This window comes from Delftia sp. WSY_12, from assembly GCF_043104645.1.
Taxonomy (GTDB): domain Bacteria; phylum Pseudomonadota; class Gammaproteobacteria; order Burkholderiales; family Burkholderiaceae_C; genus Comamonas; species Comamonas tsuruhatensis.
In genome coordinates, this window is record NZ_JBICKW010000060.1 from 109,364 (window position 1) to 128,494 (window position 19,131).

The 19,131-nt window shown below is 67.1% G+C and carries 17 protein-coding genes and 1 tRNA gene; 11 read left to right on the top strand and 7 right to left on the bottom strand.

Annotation, left to right across the window (positions count from 1 at the left end; genetic code table 11):
- Positions 1-12 precede the first annotated feature (12 nt).
- The 4 genes from ACF8LI_RS26415 to ACF8LI_RS26430 all read left to right on the top strand — a co-directional run bounded on the left by ACF8LI_RS26415 (position 13) and on the right by ACF8LI_RS26430 (position 5,103).
- Complete coding sequence (locus ACF8LI_RS26415) at positions 13-1,209, top strand: imelysin family protein (RefSeq protein ID WP_312840199.1); 1,197 nt, start codon at positions 13-15, stop codon at positions 1,207-1,209.
- A 105-nt stretch (positions 1,210-1,314) separates the two neighbouring features.
- Positions 1,315-2,826 carry a di-heme oxidoredictase family protein gene (locus ACF8LI_RS26420; RefSeq protein ID WP_392414537.1) on the top strand — a complete coding sequence of 504 codons (1,512 nt, stop codon included), beginning with the start codon at positions 1,315-1,317 and terminating at the stop codon, positions 2,824-2,826.
- Complete coding sequence (locus ACF8LI_RS26425; protein WP_392414538.1) at positions 2,826-3,920, top strand: imelysin family protein; 1,095 nt, start codon at positions 2,826-2,828, stop codon at positions 3,918-3,920. The genes ACF8LI_RS26420 and ACF8LI_RS26425 overlap by 1 nt, the downstream gene beginning before the upstream one ends.
- Complete coding sequence (locus ACF8LI_RS26430) at positions 3,904-5,103, top strand: DUF1513 domain-containing protein (RefSeq protein ID WP_392414539.1); 1,200 nt, start codon at positions 3,904-3,906, stop codon at positions 5,101-5,103. The genes ACF8LI_RS26425 and ACF8LI_RS26430 overlap by 17 nt, the downstream gene beginning before the upstream one ends.
- Positions 5,104-5,381: 278 nt before the next feature.
- Here ACF8LI_RS26430 and ACF8LI_RS26435 read toward each other — a convergent pair whose 3' ends face one another.
- The 6 genes from ACF8LI_RS26435 to ACF8LI_RS26460 form a co-directional block, all read right to left on the bottom strand.
- On the bottom strand, positions 5,382-5,546 hold the full coding sequence (locus ACF8LI_RS26435) for a hypothetical protein (RefSeq protein WP_162269877.1): 165 nt from the start codon (positions 5,544-5,546) through the stop codon (positions 5,382-5,384).
- Positions 5,547-6,025: 479 nt separating this feature from the next.
- Positions 6,026-6,102: transfer RNA gene (locus tag ACF8LI_RS26440), tRNA-Met, on the bottom strand.
- Positions 6,103-6,231: 129 nt separating this feature from the next.
- Positions 6,232-7,011, bottom strand: a complete 780-nt coding sequence (locus ACF8LI_RS26445) for an enoyl-CoA hydratase (RefSeq protein WP_016447972.1) — start codon at positions 7,009-7,011, stop codon at positions 6,232-6,234.
- Positions 7,012-7,106: 95 nt separating this feature from the next.
- Positions 7,107-9,029, bottom strand: coding sequence for a M61 family metallopeptidase (locus ACF8LI_RS26450; RefSeq protein ID WP_392414540.1), 1,923 nt, complete (start codon positions 9,027-9,029; stop codon positions 7,107-7,109).
- A gap of 121 nt (positions 9,030-9,150) precedes the next feature.
- Positions 9,151-9,867, bottom strand: a complete 717-nt coding sequence (locus ACF8LI_RS26455; RefSeq protein ID WP_016447970.1) for a DsbC family protein — start codon at positions 9,865-9,867, stop codon at positions 9,151-9,153.
- 143 nt (positions 9,868-10,010) lie between these two features.
- Positions 10,011-11,156 (bottom strand): FAD-dependent monooxygenase, encoded by a 1,146-nt coding sequence (locus tag ACF8LI_RS26460; RefSeq protein ID WP_392414541.1) that lies wholly within the window; start codon positions 11,154-11,156, stop codon positions 10,011-10,013.
- Between the two features lie 175 nt (positions 11,157-11,331).
- Here ACF8LI_RS26460 and ACF8LI_RS26465 point away from each other — a divergent pair, with 175 nt between their 5' ends.
- The 7 genes from ACF8LI_RS26465 to ACF8LI_RS26495 all read left to right on the top strand — a co-directional run bounded on the left by ACF8LI_RS26465 (position 11,332) and on the right by ACF8LI_RS26495 (position 18,167).
- The gene (locus tag ACF8LI_RS26465) at positions 11,332-12,198 is read left to right on the top strand and encodes an MOSC domain-containing protein (RefSeq protein ID WP_392414542.1); all 867 of its coding nucleotides are present in this window, start codon (positions 11,332-11,334) and stop codon (positions 12,196-12,198) included.
- A gap of 69 nt (positions 12,199-12,267) precedes the next feature.
- On the top strand, positions 12,268-13,362 hold the full coding sequence (gene ychF / locus ACF8LI_RS26470) for a redox-regulated ATPase YchF (protein WP_016447967.1): 1,095 nt from the start codon (positions 12,268-12,270) through the stop codon (positions 13,360-13,362).
- Between the two features lie 157 nt (positions 13,363-13,519).
- Positions 13,520-14,062 (top strand): CbrC family protein, encoded by a 543-nt coding sequence (locus ACF8LI_RS26475; protein WP_392414543.1) that lies wholly within the window; start codon positions 13,520-13,522, stop codon positions 14,060-14,062.
- A gap of 5 nt (positions 14,063-14,067) precedes the next feature.
- Positions 14,068-14,943 (top strand): SMI1/KNR4 family protein, encoded by an 876-nt coding sequence (locus ACF8LI_RS26480; RefSeq protein WP_392414546.1) that lies wholly within the window; start codon positions 14,068-14,070, stop codon positions 14,941-14,943.
- A gap of 68 nt (positions 14,944-15,011) precedes the next feature.
- Positions 15,012-15,962, top strand: a complete 951-nt coding sequence (locus ACF8LI_RS26485; RefSeq protein ID WP_013804059.1) for a membrane protein — start codon at positions 15,012-15,014, stop codon at positions 15,960-15,962.
- A 124-nt stretch (positions 15,963-16,086) separates the two neighbouring features.
- Positions 16,087-16,968 carry a carboxylating nicotinate-nucleotide diphosphorylase gene (nadC, locus tag ACF8LI_RS26490; RefSeq protein ID WP_012203471.1) on the top strand — a complete coding sequence of 294 codons (882 nt, stop codon included), beginning with the start codon at positions 16,087-16,089 and terminating at the stop codon, positions 16,966-16,968.
- 194 nt (positions 16,969-17,162) lie between these two features.
- Complete coding sequence (locus ACF8LI_RS26495) at positions 17,163-18,167, top strand: tripartite tricarboxylate transporter substrate-binding protein (protein ID WP_392414544.1); 1,005 nt, start codon at positions 17,163-17,165, stop codon at positions 18,165-18,167.
- Between the two features lie 27 nt (positions 18,168-18,194).
- Here ACF8LI_RS26495 and ACF8LI_RS26500 read toward each other — a convergent pair whose 3' ends face one another.
- Positions 18,195-18,977 carry a 3-hydroxybutyrate dehydrogenase gene (locus ACF8LI_RS26500; protein ID WP_392414545.1) on the bottom strand — a complete coding sequence of 261 codons (783 nt, stop codon included), beginning with the start codon at positions 18,975-18,977 and terminating at the stop codon, positions 18,195-18,197.
- Positions 18,978-19,131 lie beyond the last annotated feature (154 nt).

Below are 19,131 nucleotides of genomic sequence, written 5' to 3' on the forward strand. Positions count from 1 at the left end.
ATCCTTTCTGCCATGCATCCCATCCTGATTGCAGCCGCCCTCGCTTTGGGCGCGGCCGCCCCGATGAGCCAGGCCGCAGCCGCCGGCACCGTTCAACAGCCCGTGAAGAAGAACCTCTCCGTTGCAGAGGTGGTCAAGCATTACGGCACCCTGGTGCACGCCAATTACTCGGATTCCATCAGCTCGGCCAAGACCATGCAGAAAGCCATCGGGGCCTTTCTCGCATCACCCAGCGAACAGGGCCTGAACAATGCGCGCAAGGCCTGGCTGGATGCACGCGAGTACTACGGCCAGACCGAGGCCTTCCGCTTCTACGCCGGTCCCATCGACAACGATGAAGGACCCGAAGGCCAGATCAACGCCTGGCCCATGGACGAGTCCTATGTGGACTATGTGGAAGGCAACCCCAATGCCGGCATCATCAACAACCGCAAGGAAGCCATCACCAAGAAGCGCCTGGCCGAACTCAACGAGCATGACGGCGAGGAGAACGTTTCCACCGGCTGGCACGCCATCGAGTTCATGCTCTGGGGCCAGGACCTGAATGACAAGGGACCGGGCGCGCGTCCCTACACCGACTTCGTCGATGGCAAGAAATCCAATGCCGACCGCCGCCGTGAGTACCTGAAGGTGGTGACCGAGTTGCTGATCGAGGATCTGCAGTCGGTGGCCGACCAGTGGAAGCCCGGCTCGCCCAAGAATTTCCGCGCCCAGTTCGAGAAAAAGCCCGACGACGCGCTGCGCCGCATCTTCGTGGGCCTGGGTTCGCTGTCGCGCGGCGAGCTGGCCGGCGAGCGCCTGGAAGTGGCGCTGGCCAGCCGCGACCAGGAAGACGAGCACTCCTGCTTCTCGGACAACACGCACCGCGATGCCGTGACCAATGCCCAGGGCATCCTCAACGTCTGGCAGGGCAGCTACAAGCGCCTGGACGGCAGCGAGCTGCAAGGCCCGGGCATCAGGGACTGGGTGGCCTCCAAGGACAGCGCGCTGGCCGACAGGACCACGCGCCAGATCACGCAGTCGGTGCAGGCGGCCCAGGCCATTCCCGCGCCGTTCGACCAGGCCATCCAGGGCGCGCGCGACTCGGCCTCGCGCGCCAAGATCCAGGCCACCATCGACAGCCTGGTCCAGCAGAGCAAGGACCTGGTGGAGGCGGCCAATGCCGTCGGCATCACCCAGCTCAACCTGGTGGACCCCAAGGCCAACTAAAAGAGCATTCACCCCAAGCGTCCAACCCCTCTCTCGCCCATGCGCCAAGGCCGCCGCCCCCGAAAGGGTTCGGCGGCCCTGGCTTTTCCAGGGACGTCCCCACCCATGAATCTCTCCCCCTCGCTGCTGGTCGCTGCCTCCCTGGTCCTGATGGGCTGCTCGGCCCAACAGCAGGACACGGTGGCTGCCGCTCCAGCGCGCGCGCCAGCACCGCAGCCTGCTCCCGATCCAGCTCCCGATCCAGTTCTTTTGTTCGCGGCACCCGGCGAGCCCCTGCCCCCGGGCGGCCAGACCACGGTCCACGCCACGGGCCGCAACGCCTTCTCGCTGCCTGCCGCCAACCTGGACGATGCCGAGCGCACGCGCTTCGTCATCGGCAACTCCTTCTTCAAGCGCAACTGGGTGCAGGCGCCGGCCTCCACCACGGCGCGCGATGGCCTGGGCCCGCACTTCCTGGCGCGCTCCTGCGGCGGCTGCCATGTGCAGGATGGCCGCGCCCAGCCGCCCGACTTCCATAACCCGCTCAAGCCCCAGCCGTTCGCGGGCCTGCTCATGCGGCTGTCCATTCCGGGCGAAGGCCCGCACGGCAGCCCGGTGCCGGACCCGGTCTATGGCGACCAGTTCAACACCGAGGGCGTGCTGGGCGTCAAGGGCGAGGGCCAGCTTCGCATCCGCTATGAACAGGTGCATGGCCGCTTTGCCGACGGCACGGCCTACACGCTGGAAAAGCCGGTCTACGAGCTGGCTGCGCTCAACTACGGCCCCCTGGCTGCCAACCTGATGACCAGCCCGCGCATTGCGCCCCAGGTCATCGGCCTGGGCCTGCTGGAGCACATCCCGGAGTCCGAGATCCTGGCCAACGCTGCCGCCCAGGCGGCCCTGGGCGGCCCCATCAAGGGCCAGCCCAACTATGTCTGGGATGCCTACGGCGAACGCATGATGCTGGGCCGCTTCGGCTGGAAGGCCAACGTGGCCTCCATTGCCCACCAGACGGCTTCGGCCTTCCTGGGCGATATCGGCATCACATCGAAGCGTTTCCCGCACCAGACCTGCACGCCCGCGCAAAAGGACTGCCTGGCCGCGCCCAACGGCAACGGCGCCGAGGGCGTGGAGATCGAGGACCGCGTGCTGGACGACGTGATCTTCTACCAGGCCACGCTGGCGCCGCCTGCACGGCGCAACGCCAGCGACCCTGCCGTGCGCCGTGGCGAGGCACTGTTCCACCAGGCCCAGTGTGCGCAGTGCCACCGGCCCTCGTACAAGACGGGCGGGGCGCTGTTCCCCGCGCTGTCGCCGGCACTCAGCAGCCAGGGGTTGTCGGGCCAGACCATTGCGCCCTACACCGACCTGCTGCTGCACGACATGGGCGAGGCCCTGGCCGATGGCCGGCCCGACTTCAAGGCCTCAGGCCGCCAGTGGCGCACGCCGCCGCTGTGGGGCATAGGCCTGCTGCCCGATGTCAACAACCACCAGCGCCTGCTGCACGACGGCCGTGCGCGCGGCGTGCTCGAAGCCATCCTCTGGCACGGCGGCGAGGCCGAAGCCGCGCGCGAACAGGTGCGCCAGTTCAGCGCCGAAGACCGTGAAGCCCTGGTCAAATTTGTGGAGTCCCTCTGATGCAAGACATGCGCATGACCCCTCGCCAAATCCTTTGTGCCGCCGCGCTGGCGCTGCTGGCCACCACCCCGGCCCAGGCCCAGGAAGTGGAGGCCAACATGGCCATCCCCTTCTACAACACGGCCCATGCCGTGCAGGGGCTGTATGGCCAATGGTTCTCGCCCCAGGCCAAGGCCGCGCAGGAATCCGCCCAGGCGCTGAGCCAGGCGCTGCGCGCGCACTGCGCAGCACCTGCGGCACCTGCGGGATCGGCTGCCGCCACGCTGCAGACGGCGCGCCAGGCCTATGTGCAATCGTCGCGGCAGTGGAGCAGCCTCTCGGCCGTGGCCCTGGGGCCGCTGGTGGAGCGCCGCTCGGCACGCCTGGTGGACTTCCGCCCCATGCGCCCGGCCCTGCTCAAGAAGGCCATACAGTCGGCCCCCGCCGATCTGGCTGCCATGGAGCGCATCGGCGCACCCGCCAAGGGATACCCGGCGCTCGAGAACCTGCTGTGGACCCAGCCCGTGGAGCCGCAGACGCCGGCCTGCGCCTATGCCACCCTGGTGTCCGAGGAAATCGGCGCCGAGATGGGCATCCTCCGCAATGGCTTTGCCAAGCTTGCCGCCCAGGACTGGTCCGAGGACGGCGATGCCACCACCGAAGCCATGGCCGAGTTCATCAACCAGTGGGTGGGCGGCCTGGAGCGCCTGCGCTGGGCGGACATGGAAAAGCCCTTGCGCAGTGCGGGCAGTGCAGGCAGCAAGCCCCCCGCCTGGGAGCACCTGGCCAGCGGCAGCACCGTCGAGGTCTGGCGCGCGCACTGGCAGGGCCTGCGCACGCTGGCCGTGAGCGTGGACCGCAAGGTGCCCCGGCCCGGCGTGGACATCGTGCCCATCGAGTCCTACCTGCGCGGCCGTGGCCTCAACCCGCTGGCCGACCGCTGGCTCAAGGCCGTCAACGAGGCCGATGCCGGCATGCGTGCCCTGACCGAGCCGAGTGCCAAGGCCGTCGATGCCGCGACCAAGCCGCTTTCGCGCCTCAAGCGCCTCATGGAAGGCGAGGTGGCGCCTGCGCTGGAAGTCAACATCGGGTTCTCGGATGCCGACGGGGATTGAGCAGGCGCTGAATCGCCGCCGCTGGCTGCAGGGCCTGGGTCTGCTGGCTGCCATGCCGCTGGCAACCTCCCATGCGGCCAGGCCGTCTGGACCGGCACGGTCGCTGGCTGCGGCCTGGATGCAGGGCGAGCAGATGCGTGTCGGCATCGTGCAGGCCAGTGCGCAGGTGGACAGGCCGCTGCAGGTGCTGCAGGCCCTGGATGTGCCCACGCGCGCCCATGGCATGGCCGCGCTGCGCGACGGCTCCGTGGTCTTCGCCAGCCGCCGCCCCGGCGACTGGCTGGTGCGTCTGAAGCCGGGACAGGCCGCCGAGGATGCGCAGTGGCAGTGGATAGAGCCCGACCGCTTCTTCAACGGCCATGTCATCGAAAGTGCCGACGGCCGCCATCTCTACACCACCGAGACCGACCTGGAAGATGCCCAGGGCCTGATCGGCGTGCGCGATGCCATCACCTTGGAGAAGATCGCCGAATGGCGCACGGGCGGCATGGACCCGCACCAGTTGCTGCTGGACGCCGACGGCACGCTGATGGTCGCCAACGGCGGCATTCCCACGCAGTCCGAAACCGGCCGGCGCAAGCTGCAGCTGGACCACATGGATTCCTCCATCGCACGGCTGCTGCCGGCCGAAGGCGGCGCCCGTGCCGGCCTTTGGAAGCTGGACGACAACCGCCTGAGCCTGCGCCACCTGGCCTGGGGCCCGCAGGTCGCCCACGCGCCCGCGCGCCGCTGGCTGGGCATTGCGCTGCAGGCCGAGCACCGCGACACCGAAGCGCGCGCCGCTGCGCCCGTGATCGCGCTGTTCGATGGCCATCGTTTGCATGCCGTGCCCCTGCCCGAAGGGCGCGAGCCCCTGGCCGGCTATGGCGGCGACATCGGTTGCGACGGCCAGCTCTTTGCCGTCAGCTGCCCGCGCGTGAACACCGTCACCTGGTGGCAGGTGCCCGACAGCGGCCAGGCCAGCGGACGCTGGCTGCGCGGCGATGCCATGCCGGGCGTGTACTGCGTGGCCAATGCAAGTGTCTCGCTGGATGCCAAGGGCCGGCCCCTGCCTGCCGAGCCCGCGCTGTGGATGGGCGGTGCACGCCAGGCCCAATTGCGCCAGCGCGGCCAGGTGCTGCGCACGGTGCCGGTGCCTGGAATGGCGTTGGATAATCACTGGATTGCGCTCATGCGTCATTGACGCAGTTTGGTGCAATCTCATATTTGATATTCAAGCGGGCGTCACATGACGGCCGCTTGAATTTGACTATGCCTGGATATCTCGCGAGAATTCACGGATTCCATGCTTCATCCTGATTTTCAGATGCCGATCCTGTTGAAATCAACTCCTGGTTGATATTCAATGAATGTGGGCTCAGCTCCCGGTACTGAATCCCTATGAAATTGATTCAAGTCCATTGAATCAATTTCCTGATCGTCGCTGCCATGACTACTGCCATGGCAGCATGCCAGATGGCCTCAGGTCTTTTGGATCAACTTCCATGTGACAGCATGACCATTGTGCGGTGGCATGGTGTTGCCCTTTGCAATGGGTGCTGTGGTCGAAGGTTTGTCCTGGGACTCCCAGGTGCCACTTTCTGGACAATTTTCACCTGTTTTGGCGAGTGTGCCGATTTCTGCCATTGAAAAACTCCTTGAAAAAGCAGCAAAAGACTGCATTGAGATTAGATCAAATTAATGCGTGCCGCACAAAGGCAGTAAATTTTGTGACTAGGAATGGTCTTAGTGATATTTTCTGATTTCTGGGAATAGTCCGATGGATTTTTCGCGTTGCTCGAAAAATACGAGTGCCTGGCATGTTTTTCCGTTGGAAATCACAGTGAATCCATATTTCTAGGATTTTTCTGATTTTTGGGGAGAGTGCAGCGCAGCACAGGTTGTGCTTGCAGCGACCGCCGAGCCACGCAGTTGCGTGGGGCCTGGCTGGGCTGGTGCAAGTGCCGAAAGAAATGTTGTTCATCCCGCGTTGCTGGCTGGCGGCAGGCATCCCGGGATGCGCTGCTGACCGGGGGCAAGAGGGCGTGTCGTCGCAGTTGTCCGGCGCGGACGGCGATGGGCAAGAAAAAAGGGTCTACGTTTGCACGTAGACCCTTTTCTTTGTTTGGTGGCGCTTCACGGATTCGAACCGCGGACCTGTGGATTATGATTCCATCGCTCTAACCGACTGAGCTAAAGCGCCGTAAGACCTAAATTATATGCAGAATTTTTGGTCGATCCGGGAAGTTGTGCAAATTTCTCGAAATTTCTTTGCGAGAGGCCTGCAGTGCCTTGCCGGAAGACGCGCATTGTAGCGTGTCTTTCAGCAGGTTCAGAGATGTTTGAAGTTTGCGGGGCGCTTGTTGACGAAGGCGTCCATGCCTTCCTTCTGGTCCTGGGTGGCGAACAGCGCGTGGAACAGGCGGCGCTCGAACATGACGCCGTCGGCCAGCGAGCCCTCGAAGGCGCGGTTCACCGATTCCTTGGCCGCCATGACGGCGATCTGCGAGAAGCCGCTGATGATGATGGCGGCGCCCAGGGCTTCGTCCATGAGCTTGTCGAAGGGCACGACGCGGCTGACCAGACCGGCGCGCTCGGCCTCGGTGGCGTCCATCATGCGGGCCGTGAGGGCCATGTCCATGGCCTTGGACTTGCCCACGGCGCGCGGCAGGCGCTGCGTGCCGCCGGCGCCGGGGATGACGCCCAGCTTGATTTCCGGCTGGCCGAACTTCGCGTTGTCGGCGGCGATGATGAAGTCGCACATCATGGCCAGCTCGCAGCCGCCGCCCAGGGCAAAGCCGCTGACGGCGGCGATCACGGGCTTGCGGATGCTGCGGATGGTCTCCCAGTTGCGCGTGATGTAGTCGCCCTTGTAGGCGTCGGCAAAGCTGTACTTGGCCATGGCGCCGATATCGGCGCCGGCCGCAAAGGCTTTCTCGCTGCCGGTGATGATCATGCAGCCGATGGCCTCATCGGCATCAAAGGCCTGCAGGGCCTGGCCCAGCTCGTTCATGAGCTGGTCGTTGAGCGCGTTGAGCTGCTTGGGGCGGTTGAGCGTGATGATGCCGACCTTGTCGGCTTCGACGCGAACTTCAATCATTTCGTAGGCCAAGGGAGTCTCCTGCTGGGGTTGTCGTCGTGATGCTCAAGAATAACCGGCCAGGGGCGCGGGTGCGCGTGTGTGCATGTGCGCGCCTGCACCGCGTTTCACGGCGTGCCGGGAGCCTGCGGGCTGTCGGCGCGGCCGCCCAGCCAGCGTCCCACGGCCTCTTCGTCGGTGATTTCCAGGGCGAGGTTGCTGGGAGACGGGAGCTGTGGAGCGCTGGAGATGGCAGCTTTTGCATCGCCGTTGTCCGTTTTCTCGACCATGGCGGCCTCGCTCAGCAGGGCCGAGCCCCAGGGCAGGGTGAAGGCCAGGATCTGGCGGTCGCGGGCCACCCAGGCCACGATCTCCAGCGCCGTGCCTGCGTACAGCGCCACATCGTCCAGGCGGGTGATGCGCCAGCGTGCGGGCTGTGCATCCTCGGCCCCGGTGGGCAGCTCGATGGCCAGCCATTCGTCGCCCGCCATGAAGCCTGCGCGCTCGGCCAGGCTGCCGCGCAGCACGGTCTTGACGGTGATGCCCTGGCTTTCCTGTACGCGCAGGCCCAGCCGCTGGGCAGTCTGCGCTGGTTCGGCCTTGGCCTGCACGCCCTGGGCGGCCAGCAGCTCGGCCAGCGGCAGGTCGTCGGTGCCGTGCACCCATTGCGTGATCTCGGGGGCGAAGCTGCGCCCGCCCAGCTCCTGCAGCACGGCCAGCACATCGGCCTCGCGCATGGGGCCGCCCTGGCAGCGCTGCCACAGCGCGCGCATCACGTCGTCCAGCGTGCTGCGGCCTTCGCGGCGCAGTTGCAGGTCCAGGGCCAGCGCGACCAGGCAGCCCTTGGTGTAGTAGCTGACGGTCTGGTTGGGCGTGTTCTCGTCCTGGCGGTAGTACTTGACCCAGGCGTCATAGCTGGCCTGGGCCACGGACTGCAGGCGGCGGCCCGGTGTCTGCAGCACCTGGTTGATGGTGCGCGTGACCAGCTTGAGGTACTGGGCGTTGTCGATCAGGCCGGCGCGGCGCAGCAGCAGGTCGTCGTAGTAGCTGGTGAAGCCTTCGAAGAACCACAGCAGCTCGGTGTAGTTCTCCTGCCCGTAGTCGTAGCGTGCGAATTCTGCGGGGCGCAGGCGCTTGACGTTCCAGGTGTGGAAGTACTCGTGGCTGATCAGGCCCAGCAAGGTGGTGTAGCCCTCGGCGGCCTTGCGCTCGCCCACGCGCGGCAGGTCGCGCCGGCCGCAGATCAGGGCCGTGGAGTTGCGGTGCTCCAGGCCCCCATAGCCGTCATCGACCACGTTGAGCATGAACACATAGCGCTGCATGGGCGCGGGCGTGGCCTGCTCGCCCGTACCGTGCCAGAAGGCCAGCACGGTCTCGCAGATCCTGCGTGCATCGGCAACCAGGCGCGCGCCGTCGAAGCTGGGCGCGGCGCCCGCAACGACGAAGCTGTGGGGCACGCCCGCGGCCACGAAGTCGCCACGCCAGAAGCTGCCCATCTCCACGGGGCAGTCCACCAGTTCGTCGTAGTGGGCAGCGCGGTACAGGCCCCAGCCGCGCGCATCGGCGTCCACGGCGTCCAGGCCGGTGGCCACCTGCCACGATGCCGTGGCGTCCGATGCAAGCAGCTGCAGCGTATGCGGCGTGTCTTCCTGGCCGTGCACGCGCAGGCACAGGCTGGTGCCGTTGAAGAAGCCGCGGCGGCGGTCCAGCCAGGCCGTGCGCACCGAGCTGTCGTAGGCGCAGAACTGGTAGCTGAGCACCAGCGGCACGCCGGCTGCGCAGTCGGCCTGCCAGAGGTTCTTGCCCTGCTGGGCCAGCGCGACGGGACGGCCGTCCTGCTCGGCAGACAGGTCCTGGAGGTTCTTGGAGAACTCCCGCACCAGATAGCTGCCGGGAATCCAGACCGGCAACGACAGGGTCTGGCCGGCGGCCGGGCGGGCGATGTGCAGCTGCACGCTGAACAGGTGCGCGTCCACATCAAGGGCCTGCACGCGGTAGTGGATGTCCGCAGCGGCAGTGGCAGCGGCGGTGGCGGCGAGGGGAGAGGTCATTCGGGCTCCTGCAGGTGTGGCCTGGAGGCTGCCCGGGCCCGCTGCGGCGGGCTGGAGCCGGGAAGCTCCGGCCAAGGGGAATCAGAGGGGCGGGCCCGGCATAGGGCCCGCGAGGCGGCGATCAGCGCGCGGCTGCGGCTGCGGCCAGGTTCTTCTCGACTTCCTGGGCGCTGATGGCGCCAGGCACTCGGGTGTTGTTGGTGAAGATGACGGTGGGCGTTCCCGTGATCTTGTACTTGCGGCCGAAGGCCAGGTTGCGCTGCACGGCCGAGGTGTCGCATTGGGCAGCGGCCGGTACCTTGTCGCGCAGCATGTGGTCGGCCCATGCACCGGCCTGGTCCTTGGCGCACCAGATGTTGCGCGATTTCTCGGCCGAATCGGGGCTCAGGATGGGGTACAGGAACAGGTAGATGGTGACGTTGTCCACGTTCTGCAGGTCGCGTTCGAAGCGCTTGCAGTAGCCGCAGTTGGGGTCCTCGAACACGGCCATCTTGCGTTCGCCCTTGCCGTGGACGATGGTCACGGCGTCCTTGAGCGGCAACTGCTTGAAGTCCACCGCCGTCAGCTGGTTCATGCGGTCTTCGGTGAGGTTGCGGCGTGCCTTGGTGTCGATCAGCTCGCCCTGGATCAGGTAGTTGCCCTTGGCGTCCGTGTAGAACAGATCCGTGCCGATGCGCACCTCGAACAGGCCGGACATGGGTGTGGGGCGGATTTCGTCGATCTTTTCGAGCTGGGGAATGCGCTCGGTCAGCGTCTTGCGCAGGTTGGCGTCCTGGGCGTGAACACCGAGGCTCCAGGTCAGGCTGGCAGCCGTCAGCAGGCAGGCGAAGAGTTTCATGGCAATGCGGAGGTGGGCGGGGCCGCGTTCAGGCCGGCCGCGCCGTGGTTGAGGGGGAGTGCGCAGCGCAGTGCGCCACGGAGCACGGGTACGAGTCGCAAATCGGCAAAGGGTTCAACGGCAAGCATTCCTGCATGCCGGGCTCAGGCGCCGCTGCGCGGGTCCAGGCCCATGGCCTGGCGCGCCATCCAGTCCTTGAGCGGGCCGAAGCGCTCGAAGCCCTTCATGCCCCAGTTGCGCAGCATCTGCACCGGCACCTCCGGTCGGCTGAACAGCTGCTGCAGCCCGTCCATGGCCAGGCCCATGGGCGCCAGCGCGGCCTTGCGCTCGCGTTCGTATCGGCGCAACAGGCGCAGATCGCCCGTGCTGCGCCAGTAGCCGCGCTCCTGCAGCACGCGGGCCAGGGCCTGCACATCGCCCAGGCCCAGGTTCAGGCCCTGGCCTGCCAGCGGGTGCACGTTGTGGGCCGCGTCGCCCACCAGCACCCAGCTGCGGGCCGAGCGTGCATCGCCGTCAGGCATGGAGCCGCACCAGTGGTCGGCCACGGCCTGCTGCAGCGGCCAGGCCATGCGCGGTGCGCTCAGCTCCAGCCGGCCCAGTGCGCCCTGGCTGATGGCTTCCAGCCGCGCCGTGAAATCCTGCGTGTCGGCGGCCAGCCAGCCATCGGCCAGCTCGCGCGCAATGGACCAGACCACGGCCACGCTGTGGCCTTGGGGACCTTCCAGCGGAAGCAGGGCCAGGATGCCTTCGGGCGTGAACCACTGGCGCGCCACCTGGCCGTGCGGCAGCTCGCAGTGCAGCCGGGTGGCGATGGCGTGCTGTGCATAGGGCGTGACGGCGAAGTCCACGCCGAACTCGCTGCGCGTGCGGCTGGCACGGCCTTCGCAGATGGCCGTCAGCGGCGCGGCCACGGGCTGGTGCACCACCTCGACCATGGGCTGGTAGCGCACGGCCTCGGCCAGGCGCTGCTCCAGCGCGGGCACATCGACGATCCAGGTCAGGGCGTCGACGTCCTGGCGGGCAGCGTCGAACAGCACGTGGCCGTCCAGGTCGCCAAAGACTTCCATCTGCGTCACGGGCGTGGCGTGCTCGTCGTCCGGCCAGCAGCGCAGGCTGTCCAGCAGGCCGCGTGCGCTGGCATTGAGCGCGTAGGCGCGCACATCGGGCGCGTTGCCGGCGGGAGCGGCCACCACCAGGGCCACGCGCAGCCGTTCCCGGGCCAGCAGGAGAGCCAGGGTCCGGCCTGCGATGCCGGCCCCGCGTATACATACATCAAAGGTTTGCGCCATGGCCGGCATTGTAGGAGTCCGGGCCATGCCGGGGATTCCAACTGGCGCAAACTCCGGCTTTGGCGTGATGTGCCGCAGCCTGCGTCGCCATCTGGCATATTGCCGCCCATCGCATGGCGCCATTCGCGCCATGGATGGCATACACACTCCAGATTTCCCCAAAAAGAGCTATCCGATGTTTGACCAAGAAAGAGACGTGCAGGGCCGCATTGCCCAGTTGTGGGTATATCCCGTCAAATCCTGCGCGGGCATCGCGCTGCAAAGCAGCGGCGTCGGCGCCACCGGCCTGGCCTGGGACCGCCACTGGATGGTGGTCGATGCGCAGGGCGAATTCCTGACCCAGCGCGACCATCCGCGCATGGCCTGGATACGCCCCGAGCTGGAGGCCGGCCACCTGGTCCTGCATTTCCCCCAGCTCCCGCCCCTGCGCATCCCGCTGCAGGCCACGGGCCCGGTGCGCCAGGCGCGCGTCTGGTCGGATGGGGTCCAGGCCTGGGACATGGGGCCGGAGGCAGCGCGCTGGCTGACCCAGGCCCTGGGCGCGGATTGCGCCCTGGTGCGTTTCGACCCGGCCGCGCCGCGCCGCACCAGCGAGCGCTGGACAGGCGGCGAGGCCGCGCCCGTGCACTTTGCGGACGGCTACCCGCTGCTGGTGCTGAGCCAGGCGGCCGTGGATGAGCTCAACCAGCGCCTGCAGGCCGCCGGCCAGCCCGCCGTCGATGCCCGCCGCTTCCGACCGAACATCGTGATCGAGGGCCTTGAGGCCCACGACGAGGACCGGGTCGACGGGTTCGACGTGCTCGATGCCCGGGGCCTGCGGCTGCGCATGGCCAAGCCCTGCACACGCTGCCCCATTCCCGACATCGACCCCGTCACGGCCGTGCAGGGCACCGCCGTGGGTGATGCCATCCGTGCCTACCGCCAGGACGACCGTGTCGATGGTGCCATCACCTTCGGCATGAATGCCGTGCTGGAAGGCCTGCACGACGGGGCTGAACTGGCTGTTGGCCAGTCCGTGGCCGGCGACTGGCAGTTCGCCTGAAACGACAGGAAATGCCCGGTTGACTAAAATGCGGGGTTTGTCCCCAGAATCCCTGTAGAAAGCCCTGCCATGAGCCTCAAATGCGGCATCGTGGGCCTGCCCAATGTGGGCAAGTCCACTCTCTTCAACGCGCTGACGAAGGCCGGCATCGCCGCCGAGAACTATCCCTTCTGCACCATCGAACCGAACACCGGCGTGGTGGAAGTGCCCGATCCGCGCCTGCAGAAGCTGGCCGACATCATCACGCCCGAGCGCATCGTCCCGGCCATCGTCGAATTCGTGGACATCGCCGGCCTGGTGGCTGGCGCCTCCAAGGGTGAAGGCCTGGGCAACCAGTTCCTGGCCCACATCCGCGAGACCGACGCCATCGTCAACGTGGTGCGCTGCTTCGAAGACCCGAACGTCATCCACGTGGCCAACAAGGTGGACCCCATCGCCGACATCGAGGTCATCCAGACCGAGCTGTGCCTGGCCGACCTGGCCACCGTCGAGAAGGCGCTGAACCGCTACAGCAAGGCCGCCAAGTCGGGCAACGACAAGGAAGCGGCCAAGCTGGTGGCGCTGCTGACCCCCATCCAGGCTGCGCTGGACCAGGGCAAGCCCGCACGCACGGTGCCCGTCTCCAAGGAAGACGCGCCCCTGCTCAAGCAGTTCTGCCTGATCACCGCCAAGCCCGCCATGTTCGTGGGCAACGTCAGCGAAGACGGCTTCGAGAACAACCCGCTGCTCGACAGCCTCAAGGCCTATGCCGAGGCGCAGGGCGCTCCCGTCGTGGCCATCTGCGCCAAGATCGAGGCTGAAATGGCCGAGATGAGCGACGAGGACCGCGACATGTTCCTGCAGGAACTGGGCCTGGAAGAACCGGGCCTGAACCGCCTGATCCGCGCCGGCTTCGGCCTGCTGGGCCTGCAGACCTACTTCACGGCCGGCGTCAAGGAAGTGCGCGCCTGGACCATCAAGGTCGGCGACACCGCCCCCCAGGCCGCAGGCGTCATCCACGGCGACTTCGAGCGGGGCTTCATCCGCGCCCAGACCATCGCCTTCGACGACTTCATCGCCTTCAAGGGCGAGCAAGGCGCCAAGGACGCGGGCAAGATGCGCGCCGAAGGCAAGGAATATGTCGTCAAGGATGGCGACGTGATGAACTTCCTGTTCAACGTCTGAGGCGGCACATGCTGCAGCGGGGCTGCTGAAGAAGCTCCCGCGCTTCTCGGAAAAACCGCGCTTTGCGCGGTTTTTTCTTGCCAGGAACGTTTCATTTCCACGCGCTGAGCCGCCATGGACAATGGCGCCTTTCCATTGGGGAAAGAGAGACCTTGAAATGGAACGCCCGCATTTCAGATTCCATCCCGGCGCCTACGAAACCGTCTTCGAGCAAGAAGACGGTGTGTGCTCATGCTGCGGAAAGAGGCGCAGCCTCAAGTACGAAGGCCCGTTCTACAGCCAGCAAAGCCCCGACTACCTGTGTCCCTGGTGCATTGCCAGCGGGCAGGCTTGCGAGACATACGACGGCGAACTTGTGGGATACACCGATATCGAAGGCGTGTCGCCTGATCCGGCAGACCCGGAGCCCGCCATCGCCAGGGAGCTGCTGCTGGAAGTAGCGCTGCGCACGCCCGGCTACAGGGCCTGGCAGCAGCCCGTGTGGCTCACGCACTGCAACGAGCCCTGTGTCTTCCTGGGTCACGCCGACAGGCAGACCGTAGAGCCTTTCCTTGCTGAAGTCCTGCCCGACATGGAAGGCATCTACAAAAAGGGTGCCCAGTGGATGCTGGAGCGGATGTCCAAGGACGGCATGATTTCAGGCTGCCTTTTCCGGTGCGTGCGTTGCGGCGAGCATAGGCTGCATATGGATGTGGGATGAACCCGATGATCGACTACGAAACGCTCTCCACCCAGACCGGCATTGCCTTGCCGCCACTGTTGAAGGAATTTCTGGCATCGGGAAAGACCCACTATGGCCCGGATTGGGCTGATACCTGGCGCCAGCGCTGCCTGCAGGACCCGCCCTTGTTCATGAGTTGGCAGGACTTCGAATGGATAGACGCCGAAGCCAGCCGGGAAATCATCGAGGGCTGGCTCAATCCTTCCGCGCAGAACGGCAGGCGCTTTTTGCCATTCGCCCAGTCGGGCGCCGGCGATGCCTGGTGCCTGACGCCGCTGGACACGCATGGCGTGGGCGTGGCGCTGGTGTTGCACGATGACGAGGCCAGCAGTCTTTCGCACGCCTGCTTCGATGACTTTGTCTGCGCGGGATTTCTGCAGGCCTTTGCGGACCTGAGCGATCAGCTGGATGACTTCTCGCAGCCGGAGGCTTTGCAATTGTTGCGGGCCGATGTCGCACAGACCACGCGCTTCATGACGCAGGAGTTGGGTGGCTATCTGCAGGATTTCTGCCGGCGTCCCTTGGAGATCAGGCCTTGGCGCGACGGGCCCCGGGCGCGTGTTTGCCAGGTGGCTTCATTGATTTCAAAGGATGAACTGGCGGCCGAACTGGACCGGCTGCCCGCCGTGGACCTTTCCTTTCCCGTCGTGGCGCGCTGGGAAGTGTGTTCATCGGACGAGGGCAGCACGCAGCCCGGCCTGGTGCCAGAGCCCGCAAAGATCGACTGGCGCACCCTTGCCGCCGATCCCCTGCAGAAGATGGCGGCCATCAGGGCCTGCCAGAGTGAGCATGGCTGTAGCCTGGGACAGGCCAAGGCCATGGTGGACCAGCACATCGGAAGCTTGGACCGCCATGCCTGAACGCGGGCAACCCCGCCCCTGCAACCCACCATAATCACCCATCCCGCCAACCGACCTCCCTCAACTTCGTGCCCCACCCCACCAGTCCCGCAGCCTCTCCCATCCATGCCGAACTCGTTGCCGTGCTGGCGGCGGTGACCCAGGGCACGCCGCGCGTGCTGACCACGGCGGACGGGCAGTTGCTGCCGGCGGGGCCGTTCGAGGTGGGGCATCGCTCGCTGCAGGCCGGCCTGCGCGCCTGGGTGGAGGAGCAGACCCATCACCCGCTGGGCTACATGGAGCAGCTCTACACCTTTGCCGATGGCGATCGCACCGATGCCAGCGGGGCGCGCGTGATCTCGGTCAGCTACCTGGGGCTGACGCGCGAATCCGCGGACCGCAGCGCGGGGCAGGCCGTCTGGCAGGACTGGTACCGCTACTTTCCCTGGGAAGACTGGCGCGGCGGCGAGCCGGCCCTGCTGCGCTCCCACATCGCTCCGCGCCTGCATGCCTGGATGGCCGAGGCGCGCGGCGCCCAGCGTGCGCTGCGGCGCCAGCGCGCGGACATCGCCTTCGGCCTGGACGGCGGGCCCTGGAACGAGGACATGGTGCTGCAGCGCTACGAGCTGCTGTACGAGGCCGGACTGGTGCAGGAGGCGGCCCACCGCGTCCATGGCGCGGCCGCCATGCTGCCCGGCGAGGCCATGCACCACGACCACCGCCGCATCCTGGCCACGGGCATGGCGCGGCTGCGCGCCAAGATCAAGTACCGGCCCGTGGTGTTCGAGCTGATGCCGCCCGAGTTCACGCTGCTGCAGCTGCAGCAGACGGTGGAGGCGCTGGCCGGGCGCGGGCTGCACAAGCAGAACTTCCGCCGCCTGATCGAGCAGCAGGATCTGGTCGAGGAGACCGGCCAGCTCACGGTGGGCTCGGCGGGCCGGCCCGCCAAGCTGTTCCGCTTTCGCAGCGATGTGCTGCTGGAGCGGGCCATCTCCGGCAGCAAGCTGCCCCTGGCCAAGGGCATCGACGGTTCTCCCTGAACTGCACGGCACTTGCCCGATTGTGACAATGGCTTGACAGTACTTATGCTCGTATCTAGCATAAGTTCCTCGCTCAAGCCCGCAAGGCCGCGCGCCACATTTTTTTGACCTACATATACTCAAAATGAGCATTAATACTGCCAATGCCCTCAGTGCCCGCCTGCCTGTGCCGCCGCTGCCCGACCTGATGCTGGAGCCGCTGGTGCGCTCGGCCCTGCTGGAAGACCTGGGCCGCGCGGGCGACCTGACCACGGATGCCATCGTCCCTGCGGACGCGCAGGCCGAACTGCGCCTGGTGGCGCGCCAGGAGGGCGTGCTGGCCGGGCTGGACATGGCGCGGCTGGCGTTCCGTGCGCTGGATGCGCAGTCGCGTTTCGAGCCGGTGCTGCGCGATGGCAGCGAACTGGCGCCCGGCCAGGAGATCGCGCGCATCCACGGCAGCGCGCGCGCCATCCTCACCGCCGAGCGCGTGGCGCTCAACTACCTGTGCCACCTGAGCGGCGTGGCCACGGCCACGGCATCGATCGCGCGGGCCATCGCCGACACGGGTGCACGCGTGACCTGCACGCGCAAGACCATGCCGGGCCTGCGCGCGCTGCAGAAGTACGCCGTGCGCGTGGGCGGCGGCAGCAACCACCGCTTCGGCCTGGACGATGCCGTGCTGATCAAGGACAACCACATCGCGCTGGCCGGCGGCGTGGCAGAAGCCCTGGCCCGGGCGCGCGCAGGCGTGGGCCACATGGTGCAGATCCAGCTGGAGGTGGACACGCTGGAGCAGCTGGAGGTGGCGCTGTCGCTGGGCGTGGAAGTGGTGCTGCTGGACAACATGGACCTGGACACGCTGCGCACGGCCGTCTCCATGGCGCGCGGGCGCGCGGTGACCGAAGCCTCGGGCCGCATCACGCCCGAGACGGCGCGCGCCGTGGCCGAGACCGGCGTGGACCAGATCGCCGTGGGCTGGATCACGCACAGCGCCCGGGTTCTCGACATCGGCCTTGACACCTGAAATGAGGCACCCCCTGAGCCGCTGCGCGGCTTCCCCCGTGTGCACGGCGCCCTCTCTCGCTGCGCGGGAGGGGGGCGTCCGGGCAACCGGCGACACCCTGGCTGCGGGGCGGCGCGGCCGGCTTAGGCCCTTGCTCGGTGTCCCTGAGTTGGGCTGCGCCGGTTTTTTGCACCTAGCCCAGTGGAGCAGTTGCCATGTTTTTTGAAGGGTGTACCTTGAAGCGACGGAGACTCTGGACGCTGGCGGCCTGCGCGCTGCTGGCGGGCGCATCGGGGCTGTGGCTGGCGGCGCCGGGCAAGGCCGGCACGCGCTTGGAGCGGCCCATCACCATCGTCGTGACGTTTCCGCCGGGTGGCGGCACGGACCTGCTGGCGCGGCGCCTGGGCGAGCAGCTGCAGCAGCGCCTGGGCCAGCCCGTGGTGGTGGATAACCGTCCCGGCGCCAGCGGCAACATCGGCGCCCATGCCGTGGCCCAGGCCGCAGCGGACGGCAGCACCTTGCTGATGGCCAACAGCTCGTTCGCCATCAACCCCGGGGTCTACGAACGCCTGGATTTCGACCCGCGCAAGGACTTCACGGCGGTGTTCAACGCCGGCTCCATCGCCTCGGTGCTGGTCGTGCCTGCGGACAGCGCGCTGCAGACGCTGGAGGATGCGCTGGCCCAGGCGCGCCAGGACCGGCCGCTGCTGTTCGCCTCCTGCGGCAACGGCACGCCCCAGCACCTGGCCGGCGAGATGCTGGCCCGCGACGCGAAGCGATTTGTCCAGCATGTGCCCTACAAGGGCTGCGGCCCGGCCATCACGGCCGTGGCGGCAGGCCAGGTGGCGGCGGGCATGGTCACGGCCAGCAGTGCTGCGGCCATGATCGCTGCAGGCCGCGTGCGCGCCCTGGCCGTCACGGCGCCGCAGCGACTGCCGCAGCTGGCCAGCGTTCCCACGGTGGCCGAGCGCGGCCTGCCGGGCTTTGCGGTGGAGCAGTGGCACGGCCTGCTGGCACCTGCCGCCACGCCCCGGGCCACGGTGCAGGCATTGCATGACACGCTGGAGCAGGCGCTGGCCGATCCCGCCGTCAGCGCTGGCTTGCGCGACCAGGGCTACACCCTGGCGCGGCAGACACCGGGCCAATTCCAGGCGCTGATCGCGGCCGACATCGACCGCTATGCGGCCGTGACCCGGGCGCTGGGCCTGAAGGCCGATTGAAGGCCGATTGAGTGGCCGACTGGCGACTTACTGCATGAACCAGCCGTGGCTGACCACCAGCGACTGGCCGGTCAGCGCATTGCTGGGGAAGCCCGCGAACAGCAGGGCCACGCGGGCCACGTCCTCGGTGGTGGTGAACTCGCCGTCCACGGTTTCCTTGAGCATCACGTTCTTGATGACCTCGTCCTCGCTGATGCCCAGCGTGCGGGCCTGCTCGGGAATCTGCTTGTCCACCAGCGGCGTGCGCACGAAGCCCGGGCAGATCACATTGGCGCGCACGCCGTGCTTGGCGCCTTCCTTGGCCACGGTCTTGGCCAGCCCGATCAGGCCGTGCTTGGCCGTGACATAGGGCGCCTTGAGCAGCGAGGCCTCCTTGGAGTGCACCGATCCCATGTAGATCACGCTGCCGCCGCGGCCCTGCGCATACATGTGCTTGAGGCAGGCGCGCGTGGTGAGGAAGGCGCCGTCCAGGTGGATGGCCAGCATCTTCTTCCAGTCGGCAAAGCTGAATTCCTCCACCGGATGCACGATCTGTATCCCGGCATTGCTGACCAGGATGTCGATGCCGCCGAAGGCCCGGGCGGCCTCCTCGACCGAGGCGTTGACCTGGGCCTCGTCGGTCACGTCCACGGCCACGCCCATGGCCTGCGCTCCCGTGGCGCGCAGCTCGGCCGCCGTGGCGTCGGCTGCCTCCTTGTTGAGGTCGGCAATGACGATGCGCGCGCCCTCGCTGGCGAACAGCGTGGCGATCTCCTTGCCGATGCCGCCGGCCGAGCCGGTGATGAAGGCGACCTTGTCCTTGAGTTGCATGGTGAGTCTTTCCTGGAGAGTGGATGAAACAGGCCGGTGCCCATCTTCGGCGGGGCCGGCCGCGTGCCCTTGTCGGCGCAGGGACCAGTCTGGCGCCGGTTTCTTAGACGAAACTGAGTCGGCAGGCCCGGCTGCCTAGAGCGTGTTATGCACT

Bases quoted from the DNA above. Each gene is read 5' to 3' on its own strand.
- ACF8LI_RS26415 (WP_312840199.1), top strand. From the start codon at position 13: ATGCATCCCATCCTGATTGCAGCCGCCCTCGCTTTGGGCGCGGCCGCC.
- ACF8LI_RS26420 (WP_392414537.1), top strand. From the start codon at position 1,315: ATGAATCTCTCCCCCTCGCTGCTGGTCGCTGCCTCCCTGGTCCTGATG.
- ACF8LI_RS26425 (WP_392414538.1), top strand. From the start codon at position 2,826: ATGCAAGACATGCGCATGACCCCTCGCCAAATCCTTTGTGCCGCCGCG.
- ACF8LI_RS26430 (WP_392414539.1), top strand. From the start codon at position 3,904: ATGCCGACGGGGATTGAGCAGGCGCTGAATCGCCGCCGCTGGCTGCAG.
- ACF8LI_RS26435 (WP_162269877.1), bottom strand. From the start codon at position 5,546: ATGGCAGAAATCGGCACACTCGCCAAAACAGGTGAAAATTGTCCAGAA.
- ACF8LI_RS26450 (WP_392414540.1), bottom strand. From the start codon at position 9,029: ATGACCTCTCCCCTCGCCGCCACCGCCGCTGCCACTGCCGCTGCGGAC.
- ACF8LI_RS26455 (WP_016447970.1), bottom strand. From the start codon at position 9,867: ATGAAACTCTTCGCCTGCCTGCTGACGGCTGCCAGCCTGACCTGGAGC.
- ACF8LI_RS26460 (WP_392414541.1), bottom strand. From the start codon at position 11,156: ATGGCGCAAACCTTTGATGTATGTATACGCGGGGCCGGCATCGCAGGC.
- ACF8LI_RS26465 (WP_392414542.1), top strand. From the start codon at position 11,332: ATGTTTGACCAAGAAAGAGACGTGCAGGGCCGCATTGCCCAGTTGTGG.
- ychF (WP_016447967.1), top strand. From the start codon at position 12,268: ATGAGCCTCAAATGCGGCATCGTGGGCCTGCCCAATGTGGGCAAGTCC.
- ACF8LI_RS26475 (WP_392414543.1), top strand. From the start codon at position 13,520: ATGGAACGCCCGCATTTCAGATTCCATCCCGGCGCCTACGAAACCGTC.
- ACF8LI_RS26480 (WP_392414546.1), top strand. From the start codon at position 14,068: ATGATCGACTACGAAACGCTCTCCACCCAGACCGGCATTGCCTTGCCG.
- nadC (WP_012203471.1), top strand. From the start codon at position 16,087: ATGAGCATTAATACTGCCAATGCCCTCAGTGCCCGCCTGCCTGTGCCG.
- ACF8LI_RS26495 (WP_392414544.1), top strand. From the start codon at position 17,163: ATGTTTTTTGAAGGGTGTACCTTGAAGCGACGGAGACTCTGGACGCTG.
- ACF8LI_RS26500 (WP_392414545.1), bottom strand. From the start codon at position 18,977: ATGCAACTCAAGGACAAGGTCGCCTTCATCACCGGCTCGGCCGGCGGC.